17 protein-coding genes are annotated in these 16,148 nt (G+C 53.2%); 6 read left to right on the forward strand and 11 right to left on the reverse strand.

All coding sequences use genetic code 11. The features are described 5' to 3' along the window. The first annotated feature begins 15 nt into the window (after positions 1–15). On the forward strand, positions 16–1,011 hold the full coding sequence (gene astE, locus CRO33_RS19210) for a succinylglutamate desuccinylase (protein WP_045813955.1): 996 nt from the start codon (positions 16–18) through the stop codon (positions 1,009–1,011). A gap of 280 nt (positions 1,012–1,291) precedes the next feature. Beyond that, positions 1,292–1,789, forward strand: a complete 498-nt coding sequence (gene spy / locus CRO33_RS19215) for an ATP-independent periplasmic protein-refolding chaperone Spy (RefSeq protein WP_034821771.1) — start codon at positions 1,292–1,294, stop codon at positions 1,787–1,789. Positions 1,790–1,867: 78 nt separating this feature from the next. On the opposite strand, the gene cho is transcribed toward spy, so the two are convergent. The 3 genes from cho to CRO33_RS19230 form a co-directional block, all read right to left on the reverse strand. Further along, positions 1,868–2,728 carry an excinuclease Cho gene (cho, locus tag CRO33_RS19220; protein WP_097119253.1) on the reverse strand — a complete coding sequence of 287 codons (861 nt, stop codon included), beginning with the start codon at positions 2,726–2,728 and terminating at the stop codon, positions 1,868–1,870. A gap of 112 nt (positions 2,729–2,840) precedes the next feature. Then, complete coding sequence (gene nadE / locus CRO33_RS19225) at positions 2,841–3,668, reverse strand: ammonia-dependent NAD(+) synthetase (protein ID WP_058959728.1); 828 nt, start codon at positions 3,666–3,668, stop codon at positions 2,841–2,843. A gap of 117 nt (positions 3,669–3,785) precedes the next feature. Next, entirely contained in the window at positions 3,786–4,976 is a 1,191-nt protein-coding gene (locus tag CRO33_RS19230; RefSeq protein WP_097119254.1) for a multidrug effflux MFS transporter, read from the reverse strand. Between the two features lie 190 nt (positions 4,977–5,166). Here CRO33_RS19230 and osmE point away from each other — a divergent pair, with 190 nt between their 5' ends. Beyond that, the gene (gene osmE / locus CRO33_RS19235; RefSeq protein WP_034821760.1) at positions 5,167–5,502 is read left to right on the forward strand and encodes an osmotically-inducible lipoprotein OsmE; all 336 of its coding nucleotides are present in this window, start codon (positions 5,167–5,169) and stop codon (positions 5,500–5,502) included. Positions 5,503–5,556: 54 nt separating this feature from the next. Here the strand turns inward: osmE and CRO33_RS19240 are convergent, their stop codons facing one another. The 6 genes from CRO33_RS19240 to hxpB all read right to left on the reverse strand — a co-directional run bounded on the left by CRO33_RS19240 (position 5,557) and on the right by hxpB (position 10,919). Beyond that, a complete protein-coding gene (locus CRO33_RS19240; RefSeq protein WP_097119255.1) occupies positions 5,557–5,940 on the reverse strand; it encodes a DUF6515 family protein in 384 nt (127 codons plus the stop codon). Between the two features lie 198 nt (positions 5,941–6,138). Continuing rightward, positions 6,139–7,530, reverse strand: a complete 1,392-nt coding sequence (locus CRO33_RS19245; RefSeq protein ID WP_097119256.1) for an L-cystine transporter — start codon at positions 7,528–7,530, stop codon at positions 6,139–6,141. Positions 7,531–7,683: 153 nt separating this feature from the next. Continuing rightward, the gene (locus tag CRO33_RS19250) at positions 7,684–8,274 is read right to left on the reverse strand and encodes a metal-dependent hydrolase (protein WP_058959772.1); all 591 of its coding nucleotides are present in this window, start codon (positions 8,272–8,274) and stop codon (positions 7,684–7,686) included. A gap of 134 nt (positions 8,275–8,408) precedes the next feature. Continuing rightward, positions 8,409–9,170, reverse strand: a complete 762-nt coding sequence (gene kduD / locus CRO33_RS19255; RefSeq protein WP_097119257.1) for a 2-dehydro-3-deoxy-D-gluconate 5-dehydrogenase KduD — start codon at positions 9,168–9,170, stop codon at positions 8,409–8,411. Positions 9,171–9,182: 12 nt separating this feature from the next. Next, positions 9,183–10,019 (reverse strand): 5-dehydro-4-deoxy-D-glucuronate isomerase, encoded by an 837-nt coding sequence (gene kduI / locus CRO33_RS19260; protein ID WP_034821747.1) that lies wholly within the window; start codon positions 10,017–10,019, stop codon positions 9,183–9,185. Positions 10,020–10,250: 231 nt separating this feature from the next. Then, positions 10,251–10,919 carry a hexitol phosphatase HxpB gene (gene hxpB / locus CRO33_RS19265; RefSeq protein WP_097119258.1) on the reverse strand — a complete coding sequence of 223 codons (669 nt, stop codon included), beginning with the start codon at positions 10,917–10,919 and terminating at the stop codon, positions 10,251–10,253. Between the two features lie 143 nt (positions 10,920–11,062). Between hxpB and CRO33_RS19270 the strand changes: the two genes are divergently transcribed. Further along, complete coding sequence (locus tag CRO33_RS19270; protein ID WP_034821741.1) at positions 11,063–11,599, forward strand: YniB family protein; 537 nt, start codon at positions 11,063–11,065, stop codon at positions 11,597–11,599. A 4-nt stretch (positions 11,600–11,603) separates the two neighbouring features. Here CRO33_RS19270 and CRO33_RS19275 read toward each other — a convergent pair whose 3' ends face one another. Continuing rightward, positions 11,604–12,497, reverse strand: coding sequence for a fructosamine kinase family protein (locus CRO33_RS19275; RefSeq protein WP_097119259.1), 894 nt, complete (start codon positions 12,495–12,497; stop codon positions 11,604–11,606). An 89-nt stretch (positions 12,498–12,586) separates the two neighbouring features. After that, positions 12,587–12,880 (reverse strand): type V toxin-antitoxin system endoribonuclease antitoxin GhoS, encoded by a 294-nt coding sequence (gene ghoS / locus CRO33_RS19280; protein WP_255253299.1) that lies wholly within the window; start codon positions 12,878–12,880, stop codon positions 12,587–12,589. 329 nt (positions 12,881–13,209) lie between these two features. Between ghoS and CRO33_RS19285 the strand changes: the two genes are divergently transcribed. Both CRO33_RS19285 and thrS read left to right on the forward strand, forming a co-directional pair. Further along, on the forward strand, positions 13,210–13,971 hold the full coding sequence (locus CRO33_RS19285; RefSeq protein WP_097119261.1) for a DUF481 domain-containing protein: 762 nt from the start codon (positions 13,210–13,212) through the stop codon (positions 13,969–13,971). Between the two features lie 244 nt (positions 13,972–14,215). After that, a complete protein-coding gene (gene thrS / locus CRO33_RS19290; protein ID WP_038647340.1) occupies positions 14,216–16,144 on the forward strand; it encodes a threonine--tRNA ligase in 1,929 nt (642 codons plus the stop codon). Positions 16,145–16,148 lie beyond the last annotated feature (4 nt).

Below are 16,148 nucleotides of genomic sequence, written 5' to 3' on the forward strand. Positions count from 1 at the left end.
TGAAAAGGAGTGTACATGCAGGATTTTCTACAACAAACCCTGTCAGGTAAGCCGCCGCAGCAGCGGCAGGGCAGCAATGCCCATTTACAGTGGCAGTGGCATGATGAGGGCATTCTATCCCTGACCCCCCATGCACCGACGCATCAGGCGCTGGTACTGTCAGCGGGCGTCCACGGCAACGAAACGGCCCCGGTTGAGATTCTTAACCTGTTGCTGACGCCACTGCTACGCGGAGAACAACCGTTAGCGGTGCGCTTGCTGGTGATATTGGGCAATCCCGATGCGCTACGTAGCGGCAAGCGCTATCAGCAATATGACATTAACCGTTTGTTCGGAGGGCGCTGGCAGAAGGTCTCCGATTTGCCTGAAGCTCAACGCACGCTGCGGCTGGAGCAGGCGCTGGAACAGTTCTGGCGCGAGTGTCGCGATCATGAAGTGCGCTGGCATCTCGATCTGCATACCGCAATTCGCGGCTCATACCATGCGCGTTTCGGCGTGATGCCGCTGAATCCTCAGCCGTGGCCGCAGGATTTCCTGCACTGGCTGGCGGCGGCTGAGCTGGAAGCGCTGGTGTTTCATCGTTCCCCAGGCGGCACCTTTACCCATTACAGCTGTGAACATCACGATGCGGCCAGTTGCACGCTGGAGCTGGGTAAAGCGCTGCCGTTTGGTGAAAATGATCTCAGCCAGTTTGCGGCCGTGCAGCTGGCGCTGGCGGCATTGTTGTACGGTGAGCCACTGCCAGAGGTGCGGGAACAACCCCGCCACTATCGCGTGGCGCAGCAGATTACCCGCCACGGCGACGCGTTTGTGCTGCACATGGGGCCAGAGACCCTGAACTTTACCGCCTTCCCGCAGGGCACGTTGCTGGCAGAAGAGGGTGACACGCGCTATTACGTGCAACAGGCGCGCGAATATGTGCTGTTTCCCAACCCAAATGTTGCCGCAGGACTGCGTGCTGGCCTGATGCTGGTGGAAGAAAACGAGCAAACGCAGGCACTGACATTATAAATAAGGTGGGTGAAGAAAATTCACCCATTTTTCCCTTCCGCAAATCCGACAATACCGTTACACTCCTCCTTAATTCCTGCGCATTTCCGTTTGATTGTCATACTCTTTTGCAATTCCTCACGCATTTCTTCTCTTTCTCTCCATGATTGCCTGATTACTGTCTTTTATGCTTTCAGGGCTTTACTCAGACTCTGAGTAGTTGACGTTTGGCGTCGTATGCTTGTTTCCGAAGACGCGACACACCTTGTCGTCATGAAACTGAATAGTAAGGACAAATATTATGCGTAAACTCACTTCCCTGTTCCTGGCTACTGCAATGGCTCTTGGTGCTGCCAACATCGTCCACGCTGCAGCGGACAATCTGACACCACCGCCAGCAGGTAGCGAAAAACCGATGCACAAGCCGCCAATGCATCATCACGGTATGGAGATGATGTTCAAAGGCCTGAATTTAACGGATGCGCAGAAAGCGCAGATCAAGACCATCATGCGTGACAGCCATAAAGAGATGAAACGTCCATCTCTGGAAGAGCGTCGTGCCAACCACAGCATCATCGCTTCAGATACTTTCGATAAAGCGAAAGCCGAAGCGCAGGCTGAGAAAATGACCGCCAACGCGAAAGATCGTGCGGTGAGCATGATGGAAACACAGAACAAGATTTACAACGTGCTGACGCCTGAGCAGAAAAAACAGTACAACGCCAACTTTGAGAAACGTCTGACAGAGAAAGGCCCGCATGACGGTAAAATGCCGCCACCGCCGGCTGATGGTGAATAAGCCGTTTAGCTAATCGGTTTGAGACCGCCGACGTTGTCCACTGCATCTGATGCTTTGGGCAGCGTCGGCGGTTTTGTTTTAAAGTTCAATCAGCGGGAAAACCCCGGACAGTAGCGGGCGGCACAAAATTTTATAGCCGTCATGATCAAAACCCTGGCGTGCGCGCTGCAGTTGGCGGGCTTCGGCTTCGGTAGCAACAGATCCCAGCCAGAACCAGTGATCGATAACGTGAATCTGCGTCATCGCCGTTCCTACTTCCACCATGCCAACCGGGCCTTGCCACGGCCAGCACACCACGCGCATCTTTTCCAATGCCTGATGCAAACGTTGCTGATGGGCTTCAAAGGATTCGTTACCGCAACACGCCCCGGCACAGCGTTTTAGCGCGGCGCGAAAACAGCCGCGTCCCGGCGTTAACCGCTCCAATCCCAGCAATCCATGACACAGGCGCTGTTCATCGGCAATCGTCTTGAGTTTTTCCATGGCTGCAAAGCGGCTGCGAAATAAGCCATAGAGATTCGGTGAACACGAGAAGTCGAGATCTTTGGCGTACACCACCTGTGGAGCGCCATCGCCAAGCTGCAACGAACAGAGCTGACGATTTTTGCGCAGGCGCTTATTAAACAGCGGCTGCTGCGTTTTGATCATCTGCGCTTCCAGCAATTGCGCGCCAAGATCGCCCGCGGTGGGGATCCAGGTGACGCGTCGCGCCTGACGCAACATGTTGGCTTCATCCGGGGTGCGAAAATGCGACATCACCCGACTGCGCAGGTTGACGCTTTTGCCGATATATAACGGCAGGTTAGCGCTGTCACCGTGAAAGGTGTAAACGCCAGGCTGATTGGGTAAACCTTCCAGCCATTGGCGTAAATGTTCGGGATATTGATAAATCGCGGCCGCATCAAATTCGAGGCGGTGGCTGGCTGCACGTCTGACCAAAACACACTCCGATTACTGGTTGTCTGTCCAGTATATCAGCGTGATGCTTTTCTCGCCAGTCAGCGGCAGGAGGAGGGCGTTTCCCGCGACAGCGGCGGGAAACGTAGAGCGGTTACTTTTTCCAGAAGTCGTCGAACACGGTGATCGGCGGACGACGTTTGTGTTCGGTTTTCAGATACCAGCCTTCAATGATCTTCGCGGCGGCGGCATCGATGGTTTTGCCTTCCAGATAAGCGTCAATCTGTTGATAGGTGACGCCGAGTGCCACTTCGTCCTGCAAGCCAGGACGATCGTCTTCCAGGTCGGCAGTAGGATGCTTCAGATACAAGTGTTCCGGGCAGCCAAGGGTTTTTAACAGCTGTTTTCCCTGACCTTTGTGCAGGCGGAAAATCGGGTTGATATCGCTGCCGCCGTCACCGTATTTGGTGAAGAAACCGGTCACGGCTTCGGCCGCATGGTCGGTGCCCACTACCACGCCTTTGGTCATGCCGGCGATGCTGTATTGTGCCTTCATACGCTCACGCGCTTTTTCGTTGCCGCGCACGAAATCGGAAACCACGATGCCCGCCTCTTTCAACGCGCGCTCGCTGGCGAGAATCGCTTCCTTGATATTCACGACCAAGGTGCGATCCGGCTGAATAAACGCCAGCGCATCCTGACAATCCTGCTCATCGGCCTGCACGCCATACGGCAGACGTACCGCAATAAAGGTGTAATCTTTGTCGCCGGTCTCTTCACGTAACTCGCGAATGGCGGTTTGTGACAGAATGCCGGTTAGCGTGGAGTCCTGTCCGCCGCTGATGCCGAGCACCAGGGTTTTCAGGAATGGATTGGCTTTCAGGTAGGATTTCAGAAAATCGACGCTGACGCGGACTTCCTGTTGCGGATCGATAACGGGTTTAACACCCAACGCTTCAATGATTTCCTGCTGCAGTGACATGAACCTCTCCTCAAGTCAGTAGCCTGACGGCACAATACGAATCATCTGCTAAAGCTAACGCCTCCGCTGGCAAACAACAAGCCGCATGGCTTGTTGTCGCACTTATTTGCAGGCTTTTCAGGCGGTTTTCGGTTTTTGCGCCAATAGGATGAACATCAAAATTGCCAGCATAAAGCAGCCAAAGATAGTGCCCGTCATGCTCAATACTGAGGTGCCGCCCAAACCGGTGACGGGCACGCTAATGGCACCTAAGGTGAACATAGTGACGCCAATCACCGCCGAGGCGCTGCCTGCACGGTGTCCCTGACTTTGCATCGCCAATGACGAACCCGTGGTGGCAATCACACCGTTACTGGCGATGGTGAAGAACAGTGCCAGCAGAATGATTGGCAATGGTGCACCGGTCAGGCCAGCTAATAGCAAGCAACCTGACGCCACGAATGCCAGCGTCAGTCCACCTTTCAGCACGCGGTATTCACCCCACAGCGGGCACAAGCGTGCACTGGTTTGTGATGCAATAATCAGGCCGAAGCCATTGGCGGCGAAGCAGAAGCTAAACGCCTGCGGCGACAGGCCATAGATTTGCTGTAATACAAACGGGGAAGCGCCAATGTAGGCAAACATGCCGGACATCATAAAGCCCTGCGTCAGGCAGAAGCCCATGAAGGGACGATGAGTGATCACCTGGCCGAGCGCTGCCCAGGCGGAAAAGATTGAGCCCTGGCTGCGACGTTCGGCGGGCAGCGTTTCATGCAGTTTCCAGCGCGCAAGGAAGATCAGCAGTACAGCGATACAACCGAGCACTACAAAAATGCCGCGCCAGTTCAGCACCGTCATTAACACACCGCCGAGCACCGGTGCACCAATTGGCGCAAGGCCATTCACCAGCATCAGCAGGGCAAAGAAGCGAGTCAGTTCATGGCCGCTGTACATATCACGAGCGATAGCGCGTGATAATACCGCACCGCCTGCGCCCGCCAGACCTTCAAACAGACGCGCTACCAACAGAGAGTGAATGTCTTTTGCCAGCGCGCAGCCAATCGACGCGATAAATAACAGTACCAGCGACAGTAACAACGGGCGGATACGGCCAAACTTGTCGCTCATCGGGCCAAACAGCAATTGTCCTGCGCCGAGGCCCAGTAATCCTGCGGTCAAACTTAACTGCGCGGTGGCGGTTTCGGTATGCAGATCGCGCGCCAGTTCAGGTAAGGCGGGCAAGTACAAGTCGATACAGAGCGGTCCAAGTGCCGCGAGCAGGCCCAGCGTAATGGCGTAAACCAGCCGATTAGAGTGTGCAGGTGTCATTGATCCTCTGTTTTCTTGATGTCTTGAGATTTTTTTGCCGGGGGATTATACGAAGCGTGAAGCGGCAACACAGCAACTTTACGAAAAACTAACGTTTCAGAAATTGCCTAAAACATTGCCATTGATTTGATTAATCTGGATTTATGTTCCAGGCTTAGTGTGACATGGACAAAGAATGAGGAATATAAAGATGAATAAAGTGCTGGGATGTATCGCTGCCGCTGTGACGCTGGTAGCTCTGTCAGGTTGTACGACTTATGACAAAGCGGAAAGCTATGTGACTAAGCCGGTGGTTAAGGATGTGAAAAAAGGAATGACGCGCGATCAGGTTCGCCAGATTGCGGGTGCTCCATCAACTGAAATCACCATGGTACACGCCCGTGGTACTTGCCAGACTTACGTGATTGGCGAGCGTGATGGTAAAGCACAGACCTACTTTGTCAGTTACAACGATGTGGGCCGTGTCATGAACTACGGTTTCCAGAGCTGTAAAGACTACGATACCGATCCGCAAGCTGCTCAGTAATTCTTGCCGAATGCAAAAAGGCCCGTCAATGACGGGCCTTTTTTCGTTTTACGCTTACAGTCCGTAAGGGCGTGGCACTTCAACATAATTGCCGCCCATCTCACGCTGATAGTAGTGACCTTCCTGCACGTAATAGCGTTTTCCGTTGAAATCGAGCACGCGCATCCCGCCTTCTGGCGGCGCTTCAGGCGCCTGAACCACCACGTAGGTATCGCCCTGACGCTGGTAGTAATTGCCATTCAGCATGTAATAAGTGAGACCGCCTATCAGCACCGCTGTCGCCGCCTCAGGTAAGAAGCGCAGCGGACCAGGACCGCCCCAACGTGGGCCACCCCCCCAATGTGGACTTGGGCCGGGGCCCCAGCCGTAAGGGTGGGCAAAACTAATGGCGGGCGTTAATAAGGTTAACGCCAGCACCGAGGCGATAACGTTTTTCATCGGTGATTCTCCTGCTATGACTGATAGCAGAATTAGCCTTCTGACGACAAAACTCAAGTGAAAAGTGGCTGATTTTTCGTCTGTTTACCATGCTTAACGCTTTCCTGACGCTAGCGCCACGATCGGGGGGAATTGCGGAGTTTCAGCCATAAAAAAACAGCAGGCGATGAGGCCTGCCGTTGTTCTGCTGCGTCGGAATTAGCGATGCGCCAGTTCAGCGTGCTCGTCGCTTTCCAGCACTCTTTTACCGGTCAAACCGAGCCAGCGGCTGGTGAGTGAACCGGCCGTCATCGAACCATTGACGTTCAATGCGGTACGGCCCATGTCGATCAGCGGCTCAATGGAAATCAGCAGCGCAACCAGGGTCACCGGTAAGCCCATCGCAGGCAGCACAATCAGCGCTGCGAAGGTGGCACCGCCGCCGACACCGGCAACACCGGCTGAGCTCAGCGTAACGATACCGACCAGCGTCGCAATCCACATCGGATCAAACGGGTTGATGCCGACCGTTGGCGCAACCATCACCGCCAGCATGGTCGGGTACAAACCGGCGCAACCGTTCTGACCAATGGTGGCACCGAAGGAAGCCGAGAAGCTGGCAATCGATTCGGGCACACCAAGACGGCGCGTCTGCGTTTCGACGTTCAGCGGAATGCTGGCCGCACTGGAACGGCTGGTGAAAGCGAAGGTGATCACCGGCCATACTTTGCGGAAGAAGCGCATCGGGTTGATGCCGTTCACTGACAGCAGCAGGGCGTGCACACCAAACATGATCGCCAGACCGAGATAAGAGGCCACCACAAAACCACCCAGCTTGATGATGTCCTGCAGGTTAGAACCCGCCACCACTTTGGTCATCAGCGCCAGCACACCGTACGGCGTCAGCTTCATGATCAAACGCACCAGTTTCATCACCCAGGACTGCAGCGTATCAATTGCCACCAGTACGCGCTCGCCTTTGACTTTGTCATCCTTCAGCAACTGCAATGCAGCCACGCCGAGGAAGGCAGCGAAGATCACCACGCTGATGATCGAGGTGGGGTTAGCACCCGCCATATCGGCAAACGGATTTTTCGGGATAAAGGAGAGCAGCAGCTGCGGCGTGCTGAGATCGGCAACCTTGCCTACATAGTTGCTCTGGATCGCGCTCAGACGTGCGGTTTCCTGCGCACCCTGCACCAGACCTTCTGCGCTCAGGCCAAACAGCCCGGTGACCATCACACCCACCAACGCGGAGATCGCGGTGGTGAACAGCAATACGCCAATGGTCAGCACGCTGATCTTGCCGAGTGAAGAGGCATTATGCAGGCGCGCGACAGCGCTCAGGATTGACGCAAACACCAGCGGCATCACAATCATCTGCAGCAACTGGACATAACCGTTGCCGACAATGTTGAACCAGCTAATTGAATCCTTCACCACCGGGCTGTTTTCGCCATAAATGGTTTGCAGCGCCAGACCGAACAGCACGCCAATCACTAAGCCAGTCAGCACGCGTTTCGACAGGCTCCAGCTTTGGTTGCCAATACGATTCAACAGAATCAGCAACGCAACGAAGGCGATGATATTAATAATGAGGGGAAAATCCATACTCGACTCCAGAGGTGTGCCGCGCAGCACGTTTGGCTGGCACGGAAAACAGTAAGTTCCCGTCAGGGAATGTCAGGAATGTTACCAGTTCAGGAAAGTGCAGGCTTATACTCAAAAGGAATGGTTTATAACTTTATTGATTGATTTGCCTGGTTATTGACCACTTTGGCCATTAACTAGCCGACCGACACCATTTTGCAGCGTATTAAACAGTTGCTCGGGCCAACCGTTGGCACCAAAAGAGGGCATACCTGCGGGAAACCACAATGCATATCCGACCAATGCGAGACAAAGTGCGCGCTCTAGTTGATTGCCTTTCTGGCTATTGAGCAGCGGCAAACGGAAACGCCAGCGGCACGGCCACAGCAAGGGGACGCCTGCGGGGGTCAACATGTCGGCGACGATGTGACTGAGATAACCCAGCGTCATCCCCTGTAAAACATCAGCAGGCAGGAACCAGTCCGCCGGAACGTTAATCTGGAATAGCCACAGGCTTATCGCCACCGCCAGCAAACTGTGGGTAAATCCACGATGACCAAAGGCGCGCGCAATGGGTTGTGAGATCCATTTCAGGCGCTGGCCTAACACAGATTTAGGATGGTCAATATCAGGCAGCAGACAGGTCAGCAGTGCAGCAGGCACGAGATGCCACCAGTCGGCGCTGGCCATGACTGGCGTCAGCTCCGCACGCTTAGCAAAAATCGCGCTGGCAATGGCAAAAATGATATGGCCTTCGGCCGTCATGATGAAACCTGGCTGCAAAAACTGTCGATGCATCCAGTATAGGGATTTATCCAGTGAAATAGAACGGTGACGCTGTAACGAAGCGTTAATATTTTTCGCTTTCCCGCGTCATAATGACGCGGGAAAAGAACAGGTTAGCGTGCTAACCATCCACCATCGACGGCCAGTGTGTAGCCGTGCACATAATCTGCAGCGTCAGAAGCCAGAAACACGATCGGACCCATCATGTCATCCGGAACACCCCAGCGTCCGGCAGGGATGCGCCCAAGGATCTCTTCGTTGCGCGACTCATCATTACGCAGTTGTTCGGTATTATTGGTCGCCATATAGCCAGGAGCGATGGCATTCACGTTAATGCCGTGTTTCGCCCACTCATTTGCCATTAGCCGCGTTAAACCCATCACCGCGCTTTTCGACGCAGTGTAAGAGGGCACGCGAATGCCGCCCTGAAAGGAGAGCATTGAGGCGATATTAATAATTTTGCCGCCGTTGCCCTGAGCGATAAACTGACGCGCCACCTGCTGAGACAGGAAGAACAGGCTTTTGCTGTTGATGTTCATCACATCGTCCCAGTCCTGCTCGCTGAAGTTGAGTGCATCTTCACGGCGGATGATGCCCGCGTTATTCACCAGAATATCGATACGTCCGGCCTGAGCCACGGCTTGTTCAACAATCTGCGGCACCCCTTTCGGCTGAGTCAAATCGGCCTGAATCGACCAAAAGCGGCGCCCCAGGGCTTCAACTTTAGACTGTGTATCGGCAGGACCGGCACGATTAACGCCAATGATGTCACAGCCGGCTTGCGCCAACCCTAAGGCCATCCCCTGACCTAAACCGGTATTACAGCCGGTGACCAGCGCAATTTTGCCTTCAAGATTAAATGCGTTAAGGATCATCTTTCGCTCCTGTTAGCGCAGCGCGCTGATGCTGACGTGGTCCATGTCATCGAACACCTGATTTTCGCCCACCATGCCCCAGATAAAGGTATAGCGCTGTGTGCCCACTCCGGCATGAATTGACCAGCTTGGTGAAATCACCGCCTGCTCGTTGTGCACCAGCAAATGGCGCGTTTCCTGCGGCTGGCCCATCATGTGGAAAACGGCGCTGTCATCTGCCATATCAAAGTAAAAGTACACTTCCATACGACGTTCATGGGTGTGGCACGGCATGGTGTTCCAGAGATTGCCGTCATCAAGACGCGTGAGTCCCATGGTGAGCTGGCAGGTGGGTAACACATCCGGCACAATAAATTTATTAATGGTGCGACGGTTTGAGGTCGCGGCATCCCCTAACGTGGCTTTGACTGCATCCTGCAGGGTGATCTTTTTATCCGGATAACGGGTATGTGCGGGTGCGCTGTTGTAGTAAAACTTCGCTGGAAGGTTGGCGTTGCTGCTGCGGAAAACCACGCTTTTGGCTCCCTGGCCAACATACAGCGCCTCCTGATGGCCCACCTCCCAGGTTTTGCCATCGACGTCAATCAAGCCCGGCCCGCCAATATTGATCACGCCCAGTTCGCGGCGTTCGAGAAAATAGCTCACGCCCAGTTGTTTGCCGACTTCTTCACCGATCGTCACCGACTGCTGGATTGGCATGACACCACCAATGATGATGCGATCAATGTGGCTGTAAGTGAGGGTGTAATGGTCTGCCTCAAAAATTTTCTCGATCAAAAATTCGCGACGTAAGCCGGCGGTGTCCAGATTTTTTGCATGCTCAGTATGAATGCTTTGACGAACGTCCATCTCAGACCTCTCAAAGTTGAAGGAAGTGTCCCGAAGCGGGTCTTTGGGCATCTTAGGCAGGATGAGATGTGAATTCAATAAAAATGAAACGTTGTTTTATTTAATTGTGTGGGTGATCAAATACGCGCAGTTATTGGCGTAGTGGGTGTCAGGAACAATGCAAAGCGTTGCCCACAGATGGGCAACGAGAATGGAGGGGCTGAGTCCTGGCCCGGCACAGGTGTATCAGAATTAATTGAACAAATGCTCAGCTTTCAACTCGGCCAAACTCGCCAGCTTCACATTGGCCAGCGCCCAACGCGAATCATCCGCGTACTCGGCTGCTGGCACCACAATCGAACGCATGCGCGCGGCTTTGGTGGCGATCATGCCATTGAACGAATCTTCCAGAGTCACACAGTTAAGCGGATCCACCGCCAACTTCGTCGCCGCATCCAGATAGACCTGTGGATGAGGTTTGCTGTACGGCAGGCTTTCGGCTGAAGCAATGGCGTCGAAGTATTTGCGCAGGTCGAACATCTCCAGCACGCGCTCCAGCATAAACAGCGGTGAGGCAGAGGCGAGGGCGATTTTTAATCCCTGCTGCTGGCAAAGTTGCAATGCCGGTTCAACGCCGGGCAGTAATGGACGCGTCTCCTCAACCAATGCCAGTGCGCGAGCAATGATACGTTGCGTCACTTCCGCCTGATCCGGGCCGTTCCACGGCAAAGCTTCAAACCACATACGGACGGTTTGATCGATGCGCAAACCCAGCGTATCGGGCAGTTCATGGCGGCGGGTAATATCCACACCCAGACTCGCAAACACATCCAGTTCTGCCTGATCCCACAAGGGTTCAGAGTCGATCAGCAATCCGTCCATATCAAAAATAGCGGCCAACACCGGGCGACGATAAGACATACAACAGCTCCGTTTGAAATTTGCCCTACCTTATCATGCGCAGCCGGGAAATCCGACTCACGGCAGGTTACGCATTTTTCAGGAAAAAAAGCCGCAGTGCAGGTAGACTTAGGGCAAAACTATTGTATGTGAAGGGAGACACCATGACTTACCAACAGGCTGGCCGCATCGCCATCCTTAAGCGAGTGGCTGGCTGGGTAATTTTTATTCCGGCGCTGCTATCCACCATTATCTCAATTCTCGGCTTCATGTTTAAACACAGTGAAAAGCAGCCGGGCATTGATGCAGTGATGCTTGATTTTGTCCATGTCATGGTCGACATGATCAAGTTCAATACGCCGTTTTTGAACCTGTTTTGGCAAAACTCACCGGTACCGGAGTTTCATGGCGGTGCCAATATTGGCTTCTGGGTCATCTACATCCTGATTTTCGTCGGCATTGCGCTGCAGGCGTCAGGCGCGCGCATGTGGCGTCAGTCGCGTCACATCAAGGAAGGTATTGAAGATCAGTTGATTCTTGAACAAGCCAAAGGAGCTGAAGGGCGCACACGTGCTCAGCTGGAAGAGAAGATCCATGTCCCGCGACATACTATTTTGCTGCAAATTTTCCCGCTCTATATCCTGCCAATTGTGATTGCTATTGCGGGTTATTTTGTCCTGAAATTACTGGGCATGCTGTAAGGCGTCAGGCCGGCCTGGCCTGACGTTGTCCCAATGCATCTTCATTTAACAACTGGTCAATCGCGAATTGTGCGGCGTTTGTCCAGTTACCGGCAAACACGTTGGCGCGGTTGAGCAAATAGTAGAGCTGATACACGGGCTGTCGCTGCGAAAACCCTTCCGCCAGCGGCCACACCGAGTGATATCCCTCGTAAATCTGGCGTGGCAATTCGACGTAGTAATTCAACATCGCGAGATCGCACTCCCTGTCGCCCCAATAGCAGGCGGGGTCAAACAGCCATGGCCCACTGCTGCTATCCGCGCAGTTAGCAGGCCATAAATCGCCGTGAAGTAGAGAAGGCTGAGGATGATGATTGGCCAGCGCGCGTTGCACGCAATCGACGATCAATTCGGTATTGCCGTATTGCACCCCTTTTTCAGCGGCCAGTTGCAGTTGCCAGCCAATACGCTGTTCAGCAAAGAACACCGACCAGCGTCGTAGCCAACTGTTGGGCTGGGGGGAGGTGGTGATGTTGTTATCGTAATCGAGTCCAAACTGCGGTTGCTCGCTCCATTGATGGAGGTGAGCCAACTGCTGGCCAAGCTGGAAGGCGCTCTGTTCGTTCAGCGCCTCTGGCTGGATATATTCCAGCAGCAAAAAGCTGCTGTCGCGGTCATTCCCGACGCCATATACTTTTGGCACCCGGACCGTCTGTGTCCGCGCCAGCAAGCCCAGCTGGTCCGCTTCCCAGCTAAACAGAGTGAGCATATCGCGCGTATTACATTTAACGAAAACGTCGAGATCGCCGTAGCGGAGGCGCCAGGCAGGATGCACATCGCCACCAGGGAGTTCGTAACGTTCAGTGATTTCAGCTTCACCGGCGTGTTCGCTTAACAGACGACTAATGGCTGACCACATTGGGTAATCCTCTTTATTCGCTGCGTAAGTTTGATTGTAGCGCTCAAAACTTCAGCAAAACCAGTGGTGAGGCGATTATTTGTGGCGCGTCAGGGTTTTGACTGTAGAAATTCGGACAGCGTGGTGATCTTCACCTCCGCTTTACGATGCAGGGCAACATCCGCCAGCCCGGCGGCGTGTTCTGCGATCTCATGTTGTTCCAATGCACTGATGATGCCAAAACTGTTGGTTCCCAACTCATGCGAATGACCTTCATCATCATGCAAGGTCGTGGTGTAACCGCCGCTGACCATCACGCTGTTAAGGGATTGCAGATCGCCTAAGCTCTCATCGGAATAGCTTAGCGTGACAATGTAACGTTTAAGGTCGTGGTCACTCATCATTCACCTCATTGTAATGGAACAGATTTCAGCGTAGACCAGCGCTGCGGATAGAGCGAATTCTGCGCAATTCAGATGGGAAAAGGGAGCGTAAATCTGCGTCAACTGGCTTCAGAAAATTCTTGTATCAATTGGGCTGCTATTTGGTTAATTGCCTCTTATAATGCGCAGCGGAAATGGGAAAGCTCCTATTAACCATGCGGTTCCAGCGCGGAACCTGGCATTTCTGGCATCTTCATACTTTTTTACAAAACTTACCGTAAATTGCATTGATTGGCCGGGAAAACTCTTCAGACTCACTCTTTTTTAAACTGCCGTACGGGTCACATTTAATGAAAGCCTTTAATAAGCTGTCCGCTGTTGTATTGCTCTCTGCTGGAGCATTTTGTCACCAGGCATTTGCTGATAACACCGTTTTTACCTCTATGGATGACCCTTCAACGGCAAAAAAACCGTTTGAAGGCAGCGCGTCAGCCGGTTATTTGGCACAGACAGGGAATACCACCAGTTCATCATTGAGCGCCTCAACCAATATGACGTGGTATCAGACCAACACCGCTTACAGCTTATGGGGCAACGCCGCGAACAACTCATCCAACGATGAGCGTTCCTCAGAGACTTACAACATCGGTGGTCGTACTCGTTACAATATGAACAGTGCGGACTATCTGTTCGGTCAGGCGAGCTGGTTGAGCGACCGTTTCAACGGTTATGATTCGCGCGATGTTCTGACTGCCGGTTATGGTCGCCAGTTGCTGAACGGTCCTGTGCACTCGCTGCGAGCTGAATTCGGTCCCGGTGTCCGTTACGATGATTTCCATGAAGGTGGTCACGAAACCAAGGCGCTGGGATACGGTGCTGTGAGCTACCAGTGGCAACTGACTGACACGACCAAATTCATCCAGGGTGTTTCCGTGTTGAGCAGCTTCGGTGAAGATACAACGCTGAACTCCGAAACCGGCTTGCAGGTGGCCATCAACGAACACTTCGCGTTGAAGCTGGCTTACAACGTGACCTGGAATAATAATCCGCCAGAGTCTGCGCCGGATCGTACCGACACCAAAACCACCATCCAGCTTTCTTACGCGATGTAAGCGAGCCGTGATGAAAAAACCGTTGCCGGCTAGCGCCGCGCAGCGGTTTTTTTTTATCTGTCGATGGCTTAGCGCATTTTTCGCGGGTTTAGATCGCGGCAGAAAGCTGCTATTATCTCCGGCGCTTTACATTCCTGGCGTCATTCCGACAACGTGGGTCTGACATTACGCCGGGTTACTCAAACAGAACTCAATGTTGCATGTAGGCTTTCGTGTGGCTTACCACTGCAATTAAGGATATGAAATGCCAGTAATTACTCTTCCTGATGGCAGCCAGCGCGTATTTGACCGTCCGGTCAGCGTGATGGACATCGCTCTGGATATTGGACCGGGCCTGGCGAAAGCCTGTATTGCCGGTCGTGTTAATGGCGAGCTGGTGGACGCGGTTGATCCGATCACCGAAGATGCTCAGGTGGCAATTATCACCGCCAAAGATGAAGCCGGTCTGGAAATTATTCGTCACTCTTGTGCGCACCTGTTAGGGCATGCGATTAAACAACTGTGGCCGAATACCAAAATGGCGATTGGTCCGGTGATCGATAACGGCTTCTATTATGACGTCGATTTGGATCACACCCTGACGCAGGAAGATCTTGAGCTGCTGGAAAAGCGTATGCACCAGCTGGCTGAGACTAATTACGATGTGGTGAAGAAGAAGGTGAGCTGGCAGGAAGCACGTGATGTGTTTGCTGAGCGTGGCGAAAGCTACAAAACCACCATTCTTGACGAAAACATCAGCCACGATGATCAACCTGGTTTGTATCATCATGAAGAATACATCGACATGTGCCGCGGTCCGCACGTGCCGAACATGCGTTTCTGCCATCACTTCAAACTGCAGAAAATCTCCGGTGCTTACTGGCGCGGCAACAGCGACAACAAAATGCTGCAGCGTATTTACGGTACAGCGTGGGGCGACAAGAAGCAGCTGGCTGCCTATCTGCAGCGTTTGGAAGAAGCGGCGAAGCGCGATCACCGTAAAATCGGTAAGCAGCTCGACCTGTACCATATGCAGGAAGAAGCGCCAGGTATGGTGTTCTGGCACAACGACGGTTGGACCATCTTCCGTGAACTGGAAGTGTTCGTCCGTACCAAGCTGAAAGAGTACGATTACCAGGAAGTGAAAGGTCCGTTTATGATGGACCGTGTGCTGTGGGAAAAAACCGGCCACTGGGAAAACTACAAAGAAGCGATGTTCACCACCTCTTCAGAGAACCGTGAATATTGCATCAAGCCAATGAACTGCCCTGGCCACGTTCAGATCTTTAATCAGGGTCTGAAATCCTACCGTGACCTGCCGCTGCGTATGGCTGAATTTGGTAGCTGCCACCGTAATGAGCCATCAGGCGCATTGCACGGCCTGATGCGCGTCCGTGGTTTTACCCAGGATGATGCGCACGTCTTCTGTACCGAAGATCAGGTTCGTGATGAAGTGAACAGCTGTATTCGTATGGTGTACGACATGTACAGCACCTTCGGTTTTGAAAAAATCGTGGTGAAACTGTCGACCCGTCCGGAGAAACGTATCGGTACCGATGAAATGTGGGACCGTGCGGAAGTGGATTTAGCAGAAGCGCTGAAGGAGAACGAAATTCCGTTCGAATATCAGCCAGGAGAGGGTGCCTTCTACGGCCCGAAAATTGAGTTTACCCTGTACGATTGCCTCGACCGCGCATGGCAGTGCGGCACCGTTCAGCTAGACTTCTCCCTGCCAAAACGTTTGGACGCCACTTATGTGGGCGAAAACAACGATCGTCAGACGCCGGTAATGATTCACCGTGCGATTCTCGGTTCAATGGAGCGCTTTATCGGCATCCTGACCGAAGAGTTCGCGGGCTTCTTCCCGAGCTGGCTGGCCCCCGTGCAGGCTGTGGTGATGAATATTACCGACAGTCAGGCAGAATATGTCAGTGAATTGACAAAGAAATTGCAGAAAGCTGGCATTCGTGTCAAAGCAGACTTGAGAAACGAGAAGATAGGCTTTAAAATCCGCGAGCACACATTACGTCGCGTCCCTTATATGCTGGTTTGCGGTGAGAAAGAGGTGGAAGCAGGCAAAGTTGCCGTGCGCACCCGCCGTGGTAAAGACCTTGGGAGCATGGACGTAGATGTGTTTGTTGAGAAGCTGCAACAAGAGATTCGCAGCCGACATCTTCACCAATTAGAGGAATAAGGTT

It is taken from the genome of Pantoea sp. GL120224-02, from assembly GCF_900215395.1.
Taxonomy (GTDB): domain Bacteria; phylum Pseudomonadota; class Gammaproteobacteria; order Enterobacterales; family Enterobacteriaceae; genus Pantoea; species Pantoea communis.

Bases quoted from the DNA above. Each gene is read 5' to 3' on its own strand.
- astE (WP_045813955.1), top strand. From the start codon at position 16: ATGCAGGATTTTCTACAACAAACCCTGTCAGGTAAGCCGCCGCAGCAG.
- spy (WP_034821771.1), top strand. From the start codon at position 1,292: ATGCGTAAACTCACTTCCCTGTTCCTGGCTACTGCAATGGCTCTTGGT.
- nadE (WP_058959728.1), bottom strand. From the start codon at position 3,668: ATGTCACTGCAGCAGGAAATCATTGAAGCGTTGGGTGTTAAACCCGTT.
- CRO33_RS19230 (WP_097119254.1), bottom strand. From the start codon at position 4,976: ATGACACCTGCACACTCTAATCGGCTGGTTTACGCCATTACGCTGGGC.
- osmE (WP_034821760.1), top strand. From the start codon at position 5,167: ATGAATAAAGTGCTGGGATGTATCGCTGCCGCTGTGACGCTGGTAGCT.
- CRO33_RS19240 (WP_097119255.1), bottom strand. From the start codon at position 5,940: ATGAAAAACGTTATCGCCTCGGTGCTGGCGTTAACCTTATTAACGCCC.
- CRO33_RS19245 (WP_097119256.1), bottom strand. From the start codon at position 7,530: ATGGATTTTCCCCTCATTATTAATATCATCGCCTTCGTTGCGTTGCTG.
- CRO33_RS19250 (WP_058959772.1), bottom strand. From the start codon at position 8,274: ATGACGGCCGAAGGCCATATCATTTTTGCCATTGCCAGCGCGATTTTT.
- kduD (WP_097119257.1), bottom strand. From the start codon at position 9,170: ATGATCCTTAACGCATTTAATCTTGAAGGCAAAATTGCGCTGGTCACC.
- kduI (WP_034821747.1), bottom strand. From the start codon at position 10,019: ATGGACGTTCGTCAAAGCATTCATACTGAGCATGCAAAAAATCTGGAC.
- hxpB (WP_097119258.1), bottom strand. From the start codon at position 10,919: ATGTCTTATCGTCGCCCGGTGTTGGCCGCTATTTTTGATATGGACGGA.
- CRO33_RS19270 (WP_034821741.1), top strand. From the start codon at position 11,063: ATGACTTACCAACAGGCTGGCCGCATCGCCATCCTTAAGCGAGTGGCT.
- CRO33_RS19275 (WP_097119259.1), bottom strand. From the start codon at position 12,497: ATGTGGTCAGCCATTAGTCGTCTGTTAAGCGAACACGCCGGTGAAGCT.
- ghoS (WP_255253299.1), bottom strand. From the start codon at position 12,880: ATGATGAGTGACCACGACCTTAAACGTTACATTGTCACGCTAAGCTAT.
- CRO33_RS19285 (WP_097119261.1), top strand. From the start codon at position 13,210: ATGAAAGCCTTTAATAAGCTGTCCGCTGTTGTATTGCTCTCTGCTGGA.
- thrS (WP_038647340.1), top strand. From the start codon at position 14,216: ATGCCAGTAATTACTCTTCCTGATGGCAGCCAGCGCGTATTTGACCGT.